The organism is Natrinema salifodinae, from assembly GCF_900110455.1.
GTDB classification, from domain to species: domain Archaea; phylum Halobacteriota; class Halobacteria; order Halobacteriales; family Natrialbaceae; genus Natrinema; species Natrinema salifodinae.
Genome location: NZ_FOIS01000001.1, coordinates 783776 through 797526 on the forward strand (window position 1 = coordinate 783776; position 13751 = coordinate 797526).

Here is a 13751-nt window from a genome sequence, read left to right on the forward strand (position 1 = left end):
ATAGACAGTATATGGATTGGACCGAGAAGTACCGTCCGACGACGCTGTCGGAGGTACGCGGAAACAACAAGGCCCGCGACAAACTCGAGGAATGGGCCGAGACCTGGGACGAGCACCAAAAGTCGGTGATCGTCCACGGCAGCCCCGGCGTCGGGAAGACCTCCGCTGCCCACGCGTTGGCCGACGACATGGGGTGGCCGGTGATGGAACTCAACGCCAGCGACAACCGCCAGGCGGACGTCATCGAGCGGATCGCCGGCGAGGCCTCCAAGAGCGGCACGCTCACCGGCGGCGAAGCGGGTCGCCGGCTCGTGATCCTAGACGAGGCGGACAACTTCCACGGCAACGCCGACTACGGCGGTTCGCGGGAGGTCACCCGCGTCGTCAAGGACGCCAACCAACCGGTTGTCCTCGTGGCCAACGAGTTCTACGACATGAGCCAGTCGCTCCGGAACGCGTGCGAGACGATCGAGTTCCGCGACGTCTCGAAGCGGTCGATCGTCCCCGTTCTGCGGGACATCTGTCGCCGCGAGGACGTCGAGTTCGAAGAGACGGCCCTCGAAAAGATCGCGGAATCGACCAGCGGCGACCTGCGATCGGCGGTCAACGACCTCCAGGCGGTCGCCGAGGAGGCCGAGCGGCTGACCGTCGACGACGTCGTCACGAGCGAGCGCGACACCACCGAGGGGATCTTCGACTTCCTCGACGCGCTCATCAAGGAGGAAGACGCCGAGGGAGCGCTGCGGGCCTCTTACGACGTCGACGAGAACCCCGACGAGATGCTGAACTGGATCGAGGACAACGTCCCGAAGGACTACGCGGGCGCCGAACTGGCCGACGCCTACGAGTTCCTCGCGAACGCCGACCGCTGGCTCGGCCGGGTGCGCTCGACCCAGAACTACTCGTTCTGGCGGTACGCGACGGACAACATGACCGCCGGGGTCGCGGCCTCCCGACGCGAGCCCAAGGGCGGCTGGACCCGCTACGGGCCGCCGAGCTACTGGTCGAAGCTTGGTCGCAGCAAGGGGACCCGGAACACCCGCGACTCGATCGCCGAGCGCATCGCCGAGCGCGAAGGGGCGAGCGTCGCCACCGCTCGTCGAGAGATCCTCCCGTTCCTCTCGACGATGACCCACCACTGCAAGAACCGCGAACTGACGATCCGCATGGCCGCCGCCTACGATCTCGACGAATCCGAGGTCTCGTTCGTCACCGGCAGCGGGAAAGACACCAACAAGGTCCAGTCGATCGTCGAGGAGGCCGAGGAGCGCACGGCCGAGGAAACGGTCGAGCACTCCGGCAACGCCTTCTTCGAGGCCGACCGCTCGAGCGGCGACCAGGCCGCCACGGCCGACACCGACGATGACGGAAACGACCAGCAGACGCTCGCGGCCGCGGAGGGCGACGACGGCAGTACTGCGGAGCCGGACTCGGTCGCGGACGACGCGACGGCCGACGAACCCGACGAAGACCAATCGGGGCTTAGCGACTTCCTCTGAGCGGAATCCGCGGGGTTCAGCTGTCTTTTTCTACCGACACTGTCAACACACGGGTCACTGATGGCAGCGGTCGAGAGTCCGCCAGGCGCCACCGAACCGCGATGATCCGGGTTCTCCCTCGAGGATATGTCTATACATTGGGTGATAGACACTATTACGTCGATGACCGTCGAGAGGATAGTATGATGACCGGCAGCATAACTGAGTCCCACGGCTGCCCGCTCTGTACGGAGTCGTACGACGACCGCATGGACCTCCGAGTCCATCTGGAGGTCGAACATCGGAAATCCGAAGTCGTCGCTTACTTGATGGAGTTCGACGCGGCGGTAACCGACGTCTCGGCCGATCGAGAACCGCCGACGGTCGACGAGGAGCGGTCGGCGCCCTCGGCTTGACGCTGTCGCGGGAAGCGGGACGAACGATCAGTCGTTTTCTATCGGAAGTCGATCGCGAAACGCCGGCGACAGCGCCTGGCAGACGCCGGTGGCGAGTTCGCGCGGGTCGTCCTCACGCTCGCGCTCTCCGGTTCCGTTTTCGGTCCCTTCTTCGTCCCCGTCCCCGGCCAGCGGCGGCACCGTCTCGACCGCGTAGCCGGTCATCCGCTCGAGTTCGGCCGGGTTCGTTCGCTCGGCGGTCGTCTCGCCCGCGTACTCGTTGCAGACGATGCCGACGACGTCGATTCCGCGGGCCTCGAGCGCGTCGATCGAGAGCGCGGTATGGTTGAGCGTCCCGAGTCCCGATCGCGTGACTACGACCGCCGCGGCCCCGAGATCGGCGACCAGGTCGATCACCTCGCGGTCGTCTGCCAGGGGCACCCGGAGGCCGCCGATCCCCTCGACGATCGGGACCGGCGTCGTCGCGATCTCGCGCTCGCAGGCCGTGCGGATTGCCGCGTACTCGAGGGGTTCGTCGGTGACTTCGGCCGCGACCCGCGGTGCCAGCGCGGGTTCGAGGTAGTGAGGACAGGTCGCAGCGTCGGGATCGTCGCAGGCTGCGGCGACGAACGCCGCGTCGTCGTCGAGCGGATGGCCGGTCTGGGCCGGTTTGATCGCTCGCGCCTCGTAGCCGGCCTCGCGGAGCAGTCGCGTCAGCCCGGCCGTTACGACCGTCTTCCCGACGCCGGTTCCGGTGCCGACGACGGCGATCGGCCGAGTCGCGGTCATAGCAGTCCGACCGCTTCGCCCGCCGCCCGGAACGCCTCGAAGCAGGTCACGATGTCGTCCCGATCGTGGGTGGCCATCGGGACGACGCGGAGCCGACTGGTCCCGTCGGGGACCGTCGGCGGACGGATCGCCGGCACGACGACGTCTCGCTCGCGGAGTCCGTCGGCGAGCGCGAGCGCGTCCTGCCGGTCCCCGACGACCACGGGGAGGATCTGGGAGTCGCCCCACACCTCGAAGCCCATCGACTCGAAGCCGTCGCGGAGGTGCGCGACGTTCTCCCAGAGGCGCTCGCGCGCGTCGCTGTGCCTGGCGACGTGCAGGGCTTCGCTCGCGGCCGCCGCGGCCGGCGGGGCGAGCCCTGTCGAGAAGACGAACGAGCGCGCGTCGTTGCACAGGCACTCGATCAGTTCCGCGCTGCCGGCGACGTAGCCGCCCTGGCTGGCCAGGGCCTTCGAGAGCGTGCCCATCTGGATCTGCACACGATCCTCGACCCCCTCCGCTTGAACGACTCCGCCGCCGTTCGCGTAGAGCCCGGTCGCGTGGGCCTCGTCGACCATCACCCACGCGCCGAACTCCTCGGCGGCGTCGCAGATTCCCTCGAGCGGGGCGACGGTGCCGTCCATGCTGAACACCGAATCGGTGACGATCAGCCATGACTCGTCGGCCGGCTCGCGGCCCTCGCGGGCCGCCCGCTCGGCTCGCTCCGCGAGCTTCGCCCGCAGGCTCGCCGCGTCGCAGTGGTCGTAGACGACGGCGTCGGCGTCCGCGAGCCGGCAGCCGTCGACGATGCTCGCGTGGTTCAACTCGTCGGAGAAGATCACGTCCGGCTCGAGCGCGGTGATCGTGCCGACGTTCGCGGCGTATCCCGAGGAGAACGTCAGCGCGCGCTCGGTGTCTTTCGTCTCGGCGAGCAGGCGCTCTAAGTCCCGGTGAACCAGCGTGTCTCCGGTGACGAGCCGGCTCGCGCCGGCACCCGTCCCGACGGTCGCGGCCGCCTGGCGAGCCGCGTCCTGGACGCGCTGGTCGTCGGTCAATCCGAGGTAGTTGTTCGAGGCAAAGACCAGCGCCTCCGCCGCGTCGAGCACGGGCAGATCGCCGCCCGAAGGCGCGGCGAAGTAGCCCCGCTCGGCGACCCGGTCGACGGGTGACAGCGCTCGCTTCAGATCGTCCTCCTCGAGGGTCGCCAGGCGGTCCTCGAGGTCGAACCCGCGGTCGGCCATTCGGGTAAAGGGACTCATCGCCACGGTTTCACTCTCACGGTTCGGCTCTCTCGGGAAATTCCGGCCGTTCGAGCTTCGAGTCGGCCGATACGTCGCGATATCGGAGCTGAAAGTCGTCACGTTCAGCCGAAAGTGACGGATACATTTGCCGGAAATTGGTCAGAAGCCGGGCATCAGTTCGGCGGGGCCGACGACGCCGTACTCGCCGGCGCGGTTCCGCCGCACGCCGGCTTTCAGGTAGCCCAGCGCGGGCCCGTTGACGTTGGCCGCCATGCTCGTCTCGTCGCCCAACTGGAAGACGTTCGTCGCGGTTTCGCCGTCGAAGGTCGTCCCCGTCACGCGGACCGTGGTCGTCGTCGGCTTCTCGTCGTCGCGGACGTCGAGGATGCCGCCGACCGTGACGTCCTCGGCGTCGCAGACGCCCGCGCGCTCGAGCAACACGTCGTCGGCGTGTTCCATGTCCTCGAACTCGAGGACGCCGTCGCGCTCGTCGATGAGCCGCTCGATTTCGTCCGCCGAGAGGTCGCGCGCGGTCTCGATATCGTACTCCGGGAGGTGCGCGATGTCCTCGCGGACGGTTCCGCGGTTGTCCTCGTAGCCCGACTTGAGGCCGACGCCCCACCAGATGTCGACCGACTCGACCTCGACGAACGACTGGGCGGCCAGCGCCGCCGCGCCGGTCAGCAGGCCAGGCGTCGCGCCGGCGCCGCAGACGAACGTGATCCCGGCGTCCTCGAAGGCCGCGCGACGATCGTCGAGCATGTCGATCACGCGTGAGCGCTTGAGGACGTCGATCAGGACGCCGGAGTAGCCGCCCTCGACGAACCGGTCGGCGGTCCGCGGGATGAAATCGTGCTCGTAGTTGGGCAGCGCGAGCAACACGGCGTCGATCCGATCGCCGCGGTCGACAATTTCCCCGATGGGGTCCTCGCTGGGGCGCGCCTGGTCGGAGGCGACGACGCCCCTGTCTTCGCCGTGTTGTTTGACGCCGTCGCCGCCGTCCTCGTTTCCGCCGCCGTCACCGTCGACGGCCGCGGTTCCCGCACCGCCGTCCGTCGCGACCTCGTTGTCGATGTTGCCTTCCGTCGCAGCCAGCAGTTCGTCGACGTCCAGCCCGTCGGCGTCGAGGGCGATGCCGCGGCGGTCGCACGCCGCGACGGGTGTCAGCGTCTCCTTGTGTTGGCTCACTTCGAGCGCTCGTCGGCCGATACCTCCGGTTCCGAGTACCGCAAACGTGATCTCGTCCATAGATGCGTTGAATCGCTGTATTCGCTGAATCCGCTGTGTTCGCTTCCGTCGCTCTCGATCTCAGTCGTCGTTCGATTCCGCCGCGCTCGTCGTCTCCGTCGTCGTATCCATCGATTCCGCCGACTCCGCCAACTCACTGTGGCGGGCCGTGACCGCCTCGGGGTCGAAGTCGTTGACCGCTCGGTTTGGTGTCAGGCCCACGCGTTCGATGAGCTCGATATCCTCGCCAGGCGACTGGCCCTCGGTCGTGAGGTAGTCGCCGGTGAGGAGGCCGTCCGCGCCGGCTTCGAGCGGCAGGTGCTGTTCCTCGGGCGCGAGGTTCGCCTCGCGGCCGCCGGTGAGCCGGACCCGCGCCTCGGGGTGGAGCAGCCTGTACACCGCGACCGTCTTCACGATCTCCTCGGTCGTGATGTCGACGCCCCGCTCGGCCAGCGGCGTCCCCGGGACCGGGTTCAGCACGTTCACCGGCAGCGAAGCGATCCCGATCTCCTGCAACGCGACGGCGGCCTCCACCCGATCGGTCGGCGTCTCGCCCATTCCGAGGATGACGCCCGCACAGAGGTCCATGCCGGCGCCCTTGGCGACCTCGAGGGTCTTCACCCGATCCTCGAAGCTGTGGGTATCGACGATTTCCGGGAAGTACCGCGGTGATGTCTCGATGTTATGGTTGTAGTGATTGATCCCCTCCTCGGCGAGGATTTCCGCCTCTTCCTCGGTGAGGATGCCCAGGGAGGCGTCGACCTCGAGGTCGCACTCCTCGCGGACCAGGCGGATCGCCTCGATGACCTCGGCCCACTCCTCGGGACGGCGGTCCTTCGAGACGCCCTTCTCGGCGACGACGATGCCGAACCGCTGGGCGCCGTCGCGCTCGGCCCGCTCGGCTGCCTCGAGGATCTTCTCGGGGCCGAGAAAGCCGTAGGTGTCGATACCGGTGTCGAAGTGGACCGACTGCGCGCAAAAGCCGCAGTCCTCGGCGCAGTTACCCGCCTTCGCGTTGACGATCGAGCAGGCGTCGACCGTCCCGTCGCCGAAGCGGTCGCGCACGACGGCTCCGGCCTCGGCCAGCGGCTCGACCGGCTGGGCGATCAGCGCCAGGCCGTCGGTGCGATCGAGCCGTTCGCCGGCCAGGACCCGCTCGAGTGCGTCGTCGATCGTCTCGTTTCCCGTCTCGTAAACCACAGATCTAGACGTGGTTGACGTAGATATAATGTTTTTGGAAGGTCACGTCGATTGCGAAGCTCGACGCGGAAACGATCCGGACCGTCAGCGTTCGCTTTCGACTGCTCGAACGCGCGCGTGCGATCGAGCGGACCTCCCCCGCAAATACGGCGGCGGTCGAGGTCCTCTACGACGCTTTGCCGGTTCGCGATGGATCGACGGCCTGGCGAGAGTGGCCATCGACCGCGCGGCTACCGCGGGGACGATCGACGCCCTCGACGGCGATTCGGCCGCCGATATCCGTCGACGCGTAGCGATTTCCGACAGCATCCCAGACACGCTTAGTCGGACCGTCTTGCGGGCGAACTTGTGCTGATTCCTGATTGTAGGAACCGACTGGTGTGCGACGGATTAGTTCTATTTTATCAAATTTTGTGACCGTCAGCCCCCCGTATCGGCCATCACACTAATACAGGAGCTCTCTCGTCGCTCCCAACCGGAAAAATTCCAAAAATTAAAGTCGCGTGATAATCCAGTGGCAGAGAGTGACCGTATGACAGACAGTACGATGGAGCCCGATCCGGGCAACGGCGCGTTCGACGTGGGTGGGAGCGTCGATGACTTCTTCGGGGGGTTCGCGACGGACGCCGATACGGGTCGCGACCGGGCTGCAACCGACGACGACGGGGGCCGGGCCGGTGACGGCGTCGAGGATCAGACGGCTGCCGACGTCTTCGATCAGCTCCTGATCGACGTCGACGACGAGGGGAGTGCCGACGTCATCCTCGCCGACGAGAGTCCGGACGACATCATTGCGAGCGCGGACGAACCCGAGCCCGAACCGCACGCGACGGTCGACGACGACCTGACGGCCGACGACGACGAACTCGCGGCTCTCTTGCTTCCCGGCCGCTCGATGGACGACGGGGAATTCCTCTGGGTCGATCCCGAGGCAGACGACGGGGTCGACAGTGACCGGGACAACGACAGTACCCCCGAATCGGTCCGGGAGACGACGCCCGACCGAGAGTCCTCGGAAGGCGACGCGGACGAATCCGTACCGGGCGAATCGGAACCCGAGGACGAACCCGACGGTGACGAATCGGCCGCGAGCGATACCGATACCGCGGCCGACGAATCGCCGGTCTCCAATTCGAACGGCGACGCCGGTAGTGAAGAACACGACGGCCGAACCGGCGTCGACGACGGCAACGAGGCCGACGTGAGCGAGTCGGAACCGAACCCGAAACCGGAATCGAACCCGGATCGGCCGGCCGACGGACCGGAGCCGACCAGGCCGGACGATTCGTCCGGGATCCTCTCTCGACTCCGATCGGCGCTCAGCGGACTCTTCTGACGGGTAGCGATTTCGACTCCGGCGCGATTCGCGGTTCCTTTCGGTCGATCAGGGATCGGGGTGCCAGACGATCCCGGCTCGGCGGACCGTATACGGGCGCTCGCCGCACTCGGGACAGCGCGTGCCGCCGTCGGGGTCGTCGGGTCGCTCCGGAATCGTGTGCTCGTACCCGCAGTTGTCGCATTCGAGCCAGACCGGCATACGAGACGCTGACGGGTGACGGACCCATGACGGTGCTGCGGGAGAACGACGGGTGACCGCGTTCGCCGTCGCCGATGCTGGTCGGTGCACGGATCGAAGCAACCGACGATCGGCGGGCGTCGAGTACCGCGAGCGGAGAAAAAGCGGAAAGAGAGAGGAGAGAAGGGGGCGTCGACCCGCGAGCGCAACTGCGCGTCGATCACGGCCCGACGCGAGCGCGAACTCGCAGCGTTAGCCGAGGAACTCCTCGATGTGGTCGGCGACTTCTTCGGGGGTGTCGCCGACGGGGACGCCGGCGTCGTTGAGCGCCGAAATCTTGCTCTCGGCGGTGCCGGTGCCCGAACCGGAGACGATCGCGCCGGCGTGACCCATCCGCTTGCCCGGCGGCGCGGTGCGGCCGGCGATGAAGCCGGCGACCGGCGTGTCGACGTGCTCGTCGATGTAGGCCGCGGCCTCCTCCTCGTCTTCCCCGCCGATTTCGCCGCACATGACGATGGCCTCGGTCTCGGGGTCGTTCTCGAAGAGTTCGAGGGCGTCGACGAAGTCGGTGCCGATGATCGGGTCGCCGCCGATGCCGATGGCGGTGCTCTGGCCGATCCCGCGGTTCGTCAGGTTGTCGACGACCTGGTAGGTCAGGGTGCCCGAGCGGGAGACCAGGCCGACGTTGCCCTCGGCGAAGATGTTGCCGGGGAGGATACCGAGTTTGGCCTCGCCGGGGGTGATGAGGCCGGGGCAGTTCGGACCGATGAGCCGCGTGTCGGTCTCGGAGAGACGCTTGTTGACCCGGGCCATGTCCTGGGTCGGGATGCCCTCCGTGATGGCGACCGCGAGATCGAGGTCCGTATCCAGTGCCTCGAAGACGGCGTCGCCCGCGAACGCGGGCGGGACGAAGATGACCGAGGTATCGGCGTTCTCCTCCTCGACGGCCTCGTGGACGGTGTCGTAGACGGGGACGCCGCTGACCTCCTGGCCGCCCTTGCCGGGGACGGCACCGGCCACGACGTTGGTGCCGTACTCCATCATCTGTTCGGCGTGGAACTTGCCTTCCCCGCCGGTGATGCCCTGTACCACGACGCGAGTGTCGTCGTCGACTAGTACGCTCATTATTCGTTCACCTCCCCAGCGTACTCGACGGCACGCTGGACCGCATCCTCGAGGGTCTGCTCGACCGTCACGAGGTCCTCGTTCAGAATCTCCATGCCTTCCTCCCAGTTGGTGCCGGCCAGGCGGACGACGACCGGCTTGGGGATCTCGTCGAACTGCTCGAGCGCCTCGTTGATGCCGCGGGCGACCTCGTCGCCGCGGGTGATCCCGCCGAAGATGTTGAAGACGACGGAGTCGACGTTGTCGTCCGAGAAGACCATGTCCAGCGCGTTCGCGATGCGCTGGGCCTTCGCGCCGCCGCCGACGTCCAGGAAGTTCGCGGGCTGGCCGCCGTAGTGGTCGACCAGGTCCAGCGTCGTCATCACGAGTCCGGCACCGTTGCCGATGATGCCGACGTTGCCGTCCAGGCGGACGTAGTCGAAGTCGTACTCGTCGGCCTTCTGCTCGAGTTCGTCGCCGCCGGCCACTTCGTCCTCCATCTCGGCGAGTTCGGGCTGGCGGAACAGCGCGTCCTCGTCGATGTTCATCACGGCGTCGGCCGCGATGACCTCGTCGTCGCTGGTGACCATCAGCGGGTTAATTTCGGCGTCGGAGCCGTCCTTCTCGTCCCAGAGCTGGTAGAGCGTCGTCAGAACGCTCGAAACGTCGCGCGCGACCGATTGGTCGACGCCGGCGTCGTAGACGGCCTTGCGGGCCTGGTAGGGATGCATCCCGAAGGAGGGGTCGATGTGCTCCCGGGCGATCGCGTCGGGGTCCTCCTCGGCGACCTCCTCGATGTTGACCCCGCCCTTGGTCGAGACCATGGCGACGGGCTTGCCCTCGCCGCGGTCCATCGTGATCCCGACGTAGAGCTCGTTCGTGAAGTCGACCGCTTCCTCGACGAGAACCTGGTCCACGTGGTAGCCCTTCAGGTCCATTCCGAGGATGGAGTCGGCCGCCTCGTGGGCCTCGTCCTCGTCCTCGGCGAGCTTGATCCCGCCGGCCTTGCCGCGACCGCCGACCTGTACCTGCGCTTTGACTGCGACCGGATACCCGATCTCCTCGGCCGCGGCGACGACGCCGTCGACGTCGGACGCGAGCTGCGAGTCCGGCGTCGGCACCCCGGCATCGGCGAAGACCTGCTTCGCCTGGTACTCGTGTAATTTCATACCATTCGAACGGCCGTTCCGACCTTGCTTAAATCCTGCCAGTTTCCACTCGCCGCGGGCGTTCCATCGACGCACATTAACGACACAGGCGGTGGAACTGCTGTACCGTTTCCGTATTGGCTTCCTATGTGTGGATTCTAAACTGAAGTAGGATGTGAACTAACCGCACGTTCGAACTCGGCCCCGTCACGTCGTCACGAGTGGTCGATTTTCAAGCTGAGATCGCAGCGATCGATCGCCGAACGCCGATGGGGGCCGGCACAGCATTCAAAGTTCGCCTCTCCCTAGGAGCGACACGAGGCTTCCCTCTGTGAACAACCCTACCGCAACGCGTCGGACGACAGGGTGGGCGTCGTCGATCACGGCCGTCCTCCGCTTTCTGATTCACAGTAACCTCTTTATCTCGCTGGCGACGGTCAGCGTCGCCGTCACGACGATCCGCCTGGCGAACCTCCCGCTCGAGCCGCTGCCGCTTTTCATCGTCTTCGCGGCCACGATGTTCGTCTACACCGTCAACCGTTTCACCGACATCGAGGAGGACGAGCAAAACGTCCCGCGGCGCGCGGCGTTTACGAGGCGCTATGGCCGGTACTGGCTGACCGCCGGCGTCGCGCTCTACGTCGCCGCGATCGGGGCCGCGATCGCGCTCGGCCTCCCCGGAGTCGCATATCTGCTCCTGCCGCTCGCGGTCGTGTTGCTGTACTCCGTCGGCGGCGTCAAGCAGTTCTTCCTCGTGAAAAACCTCGTCGTTGGCCTCGCCTGGGGCGCGATTCCGCTGGGCGTCGGCTACTACTACGCCCAACTCCGGACGCTCGAGGTCCTGTTCCTGTTCGTCTACGTCACGGCCATGATCACGATCGCCGCGGTGATCTTCGACGTAAAAGACATCGAGGGCGACCGCGCTGAAGGGATCCCGACGGTTCCGAACCTGTTCGGGCCGGAGTGGACCCGCGTCGGTTCGCTGATCGCCACCGTCGCCGTCGCCGCAGCGGTCGTCACCCTCGTGGCGACCGGCGCGCTGCCGTGGGAGTACCTGGTCGTGCTCGCGATGAACGCCTACGTCTGCGCGTACATTCCCTTCGCAACGCCGGACCGCGGCCCGCTGTACTACGGGTTCGTCGTCGACGGCGAACACGTCTTCCTCGCGGCCGTCGTTTTGACGCTCGAGTGGCTGGTCTGGTAACTACCGCAGCGGTCGGTAGCGCCGCGGAGATGCAGCGCTTGCGTTCCGGCCGCAGCGGGAACGTCGACCGGGTTATTCCTCGGGGATATCGATCGAGCGGTAGATTTCCGATCGTAACTCCGACGCCCGCTCGTCGTCGATTATATCGCTGTCCTCGAGTTCGTCGATAATACCGACGATCGCATCGCAGAGCCGTTCCGGACGATCGATGCGGGCATCGGGTTTGTCTTCCATACGGCGTCTCCCACAGCGGGACTCTTCAATAAAAGGGGGCCGTACCGTCGGTCGGCGTTCCGGTCAAAAGCGACGGCAGCCACCGCTGAACCGGCCGTCGTGAGACCGACCGAACGGCAGACGAATCGGCGCGGTTCCCGCCACTAAATCGGCCACCGCGTCGAGGATAGCGGTCGCTGCGGGTTGGCCGACGCTCCGGAGCGGACGCGATCAGTCCCGATCCGTCTCGCTCCAATCGCAGTCCTGGCACTTCCTGCCGGTGACGAGCTCCGTGACCGACGGCATGTACGTCACCGTCAGGACGTTACCGCCGCAGTCCGGACACTCTTCGTCCGCCTCTCCGATCGAATCGACCTCCATGACGGAGTCGCCTTCGACCAGCTCGGCGAGTTTCTCAGCCGTCACCATTCGCCCCTGAACGACGCGATTCTCGCTCACACTCGGACTACCGGACGCGACGCCCTAAGGGTTTCCTGAACCGGTCGGCGCCGCGGCTGCGGTCGTGACCGTGACTGCGCCTCCGAGTCGAATGCGCCCCGCTTCCGGTTCCGAATTCCCGTACCGGATCCGTACCAGGCGCTCGGCACGATGCTCGAAACCGGACTGACGCCAGCAGAAATCCGAAGCGACGGCGGGTCCGACCGGGCCAGGTTTGGACCCGGCGTCGCCACGCGTCACCGTCGACCGGACCGGCCCGTCGTAGCTTCCCCTCCCGTTCGTGCGGGATCGATCGCCGCAGTGCGGTAGCCGTTCCACCACCTACCGCATCCGATACACCGGCGGGCTGGAATATCAGTGTAACCCGCACAGTGTGTGCGCGCCGTGCACACGGCCGTGTCCGAGTTGCAGCCCGCCGTTTCCGTCGGCTCAAACCCCTCCGGAGACGAATCCCTGCGCGCTACGACGTCTCCGAGACTACGACGTCTCCGAGAGCGGCGTCGCTTGCTCGGCCAGGCGCTCGAATCGCTCGTCGGCCCACTCCGTGACGCGGTCGTCGGTCGTCTCGAGCAGCGCCGTCGGCAGGTCGCTCTCGTCGTGGACGCCGAACTGGACGGCGTCGTCGACGATCCCGAGATAGAACGGAATTTCGTCGGCCGCGACCGAGACGGTAAGGCCGTCGCTGTCGGCGATCGAGGCGAAGGCGTCCGCGATCGGCGGCTCCGAGCGGAACGCCTCCGCGACCGAGTCCGTGACGACAAGGTCGACGGTCGCGCCCGCATCGAGCGCGTCCCGGGCCTGTTCGAGCGGATCATGTCCCGTCGCCGGGAGCGTGAGCCGGGCACGGTCCGCGTCGGCCAGGCTCGCCGCGTGGTAGTCGACCGGGGCGTACGGGTTCGCGGCCGTAGACTCGACGACCGTCGCGTCGAGGAGTCGGTCGAGGTCGAACGCGAAGGTTCCGGACGGGAGTCGCTCGAGGACGGGGCGCAATCGCATCGCCGCGTCGATCCGGTCCAGAGTCCCGGAGAGCCCCGCCGTGACGAGTTCCCCCGCCGACGTAAGCTCGTAGGTCCGCTCTCGCTCGCGGAGCAGCCCCCGTTCCGCCAGTCCCGTGAGGTTCCGCTGGAGCGTCGTTCGCACGACGTCGAGTTCGGATCGCAACGTCGATCTCGAGACCGGCCCCTCCTCGTGGAGCAACTCGAGGATTCGGACGCGGGACGGCGTCCGTACCACGAATTCGAGCGCGTCAATCGCACCGCGCTGCCGATCGCTCATCACACCCGCCACCTCTCAGTGGACCTACTTTACCGCACTGGCCGCCTCGTCCGGTTCGAGGCTCCCAGCGGCCGAGCCGTGCGAGCCGACGCGACGAGCGGTAATCGAACCGGCCGCGCACCCTGTTTCTGCGGGCAGAACCGTATAGGCCGTCACGGGTGAACGGGCGCCCATGGAGACGCGATGGGCGACCGTCGACGGCGTCACCCTCGAGCTACCAGACGAGTGTACCGTCAGCGAGCTTCGAGACGCCCTCTACAAACCCGACGACGCGGTTCTAGTCGCGGTGACGGGGGACCTCGTCTCGGTCGTCCACGACGAGACCCGACCGCTCTCGGAACTGGTCGCCGGCTGCGCGGACACCTACTACTTCCGGCGCCCGAACGAGCCCGAACGGAACGACATCCTGGCCGCCCCGGAACTCGAGGACGCGCTGGCCGAGTCGGACGACGACCGCGCGGATTCGGAGACGACGTTCCAGCGGCCCGGGATCGACCACTGACGCGCTGCGAGCTGACGTCCG

At 66.9% G+C, this 13751-nt stretch carries 15 protein-coding genes; 5 read left to right on the forward strand and 10 right to left on the reverse strand.

Features of this window, described 5'->3' with window-relative positions:
- Positions 1–11 precede the first annotated feature (11 nt).
- Together BMY29_RS03630 and BMY29_RS03635 are read left to right on the forward strand one after the other, a co-directional pair.
- Positions 12–1499, forward strand: coding sequence for a replication factor C large subunit (locus BMY29_RS03630; protein ID WP_049989269.1), 1488 nt, complete (start codon positions 12–14; stop codon positions 1497–1499).
- A 185-nt stretch (positions 1500–1684) separates the two neighbouring features.
- A complete protein-coding gene (locus BMY29_RS03635; protein ID WP_049989342.1) occupies positions 1685–1894 on the forward strand; it encodes a hypothetical protein in 210 nt (69 codons plus the stop codon).
- Between the two features lie 27 nt (positions 1895–1921).
- Here the strand turns inward: BMY29_RS03635 and bioD are convergent, their stop codons facing one another.
- The 4 genes from bioD to bioB all read right to left on the reverse strand — a co-directional run bounded on the left by bioD (position 1922) and on the right by bioB (position 6309).
- Positions 1922–2662, reverse strand: coding sequence for a dethiobiotin synthase (bioD, locus tag BMY29_RS03640; protein ID WP_049989270.1), 741 nt, complete (start codon positions 2660–2662; stop codon positions 1922–1924).
- Complete coding sequence (locus BMY29_RS03645; RefSeq protein WP_049989271.1) at positions 2659–3882, reverse strand: aminotransferase class I/II-fold pyridoxal phosphate-dependent enzyme; 1224 nt, start codon at positions 3880–3882, stop codon at positions 2659–2661. The genes bioD and BMY29_RS03645 overlap by 4 nt, the downstream gene beginning before the upstream one ends.
- 159 nt (positions 3883–4041) lie before the next feature.
- Positions 4042–5130: a (S)-8-amino-7-oxononanoate synthase BioU gene (locus tag BMY29_RS03650; RefSeq protein WP_049989272.1), complete on the reverse strand. Its 1089-nt coding sequence runs from the start codon at positions 5128–5130 to the stop codon at positions 4042–4044.
- 60 nt (positions 5131–5190) lie between these two features.
- Positions 5191–6309: a biotin synthase BioB gene (bioB, locus tag BMY29_RS03655; RefSeq protein ID WP_049989273.1), complete on the reverse strand. Its 1119-nt coding sequence runs from the start codon at positions 6307–6309 to the stop codon at positions 5191–5193.
- Between the two features lie 532 nt (positions 6310–6841).
- Between bioB and BMY29_RS03660 the strand changes: the two genes are divergently transcribed.
- Entirely contained in the window at positions 6842–7645 is an 804-nt protein-coding gene (locus BMY29_RS03660) for a hypothetical protein (protein ID WP_074854622.1), read from the forward strand.
- A gap of 48 nt (positions 7646–7693) precedes the next feature.
- Here the strand turns inward: BMY29_RS03660 and BMY29_RS20875 are convergent, their stop codons facing one another.
- From BMY29_RS20875 to sucC, 3 genes are all read right to left on the reverse strand, one after another.
- Positions 7694–7846, reverse strand: a complete 153-nt coding sequence (locus BMY29_RS20875; protein ID WP_173424879.1) for a hypothetical protein — start codon at positions 7844–7846, stop codon at positions 7694–7696.
- A 231-nt stretch (positions 7847–8077) separates the two neighbouring features.
- Positions 8078–8950: a succinate--CoA ligase subunit alpha gene (sucD, locus tag BMY29_RS03665; protein WP_049989275.1), complete on the reverse strand. Its 873-nt coding sequence runs from the start codon at positions 8948–8950 to the stop codon at positions 8078–8080.
- Entirely contained in the window at positions 8950–10098 is a 1149-nt protein-coding gene (gene sucC, locus BMY29_RS03670; protein WP_049989276.1) for an ADP-forming succinate--CoA ligase subunit beta, read from the reverse strand. The genes sucD and sucC overlap by 1 nt, the downstream gene beginning before the upstream one ends.
- Before the next feature lie 310 nt (positions 10099–10408).
- Between sucC and BMY29_RS03675 the strand changes: the two genes are divergently transcribed.
- Entirely contained in the window at positions 10409–11281 is an 873-nt protein-coding gene (locus BMY29_RS03675) for a UbiA family prenyltransferase (protein WP_049989277.1), read from the forward strand.
- Between the two features lie 72 nt (positions 11282–11353).
- On the opposite strand, the gene BMY29_RS20880 is transcribed toward BMY29_RS03675, so the two are convergent.
- From BMY29_RS20880 to BMY29_RS03685, 3 genes are all read right to left on the reverse strand, one after another.
- Entirely contained in the window at positions 11354–11515 is a 162-nt protein-coding gene (locus BMY29_RS20880) for a hypothetical protein (protein ID WP_173424880.1), read from the reverse strand.
- A gap of 210 nt (positions 11516–11725) precedes the next feature.
- Entirely contained in the window at positions 11726–11953 is a 228-nt protein-coding gene (locus BMY29_RS03680; RefSeq protein ID WP_049989278.1) for a DUF5795 family protein, read from the reverse strand.
- A gap of 477 nt (positions 11954–12430) precedes the next feature.
- On the reverse strand, positions 12431–13228 hold the full coding sequence (locus BMY29_RS03685; protein WP_049989279.1) for a helix-turn-helix transcriptional regulator: 798 nt from the start codon (positions 13226–13228) through the stop codon (positions 12431–12433).
- A 172-nt stretch (positions 13229–13400) separates the two neighbouring features.
- Between BMY29_RS03685 and BMY29_RS03690 the strand changes: the two genes are divergently transcribed.
- Positions 13401–13730: a hypothetical protein gene (locus tag BMY29_RS03690; protein WP_049989280.1), complete on the forward strand. Its 330-nt coding sequence runs from the start codon at positions 13401–13403 to the stop codon at positions 13728–13730.
- The last annotated feature ends 21 nt before the right edge of the window (positions 13731–13751 follow it).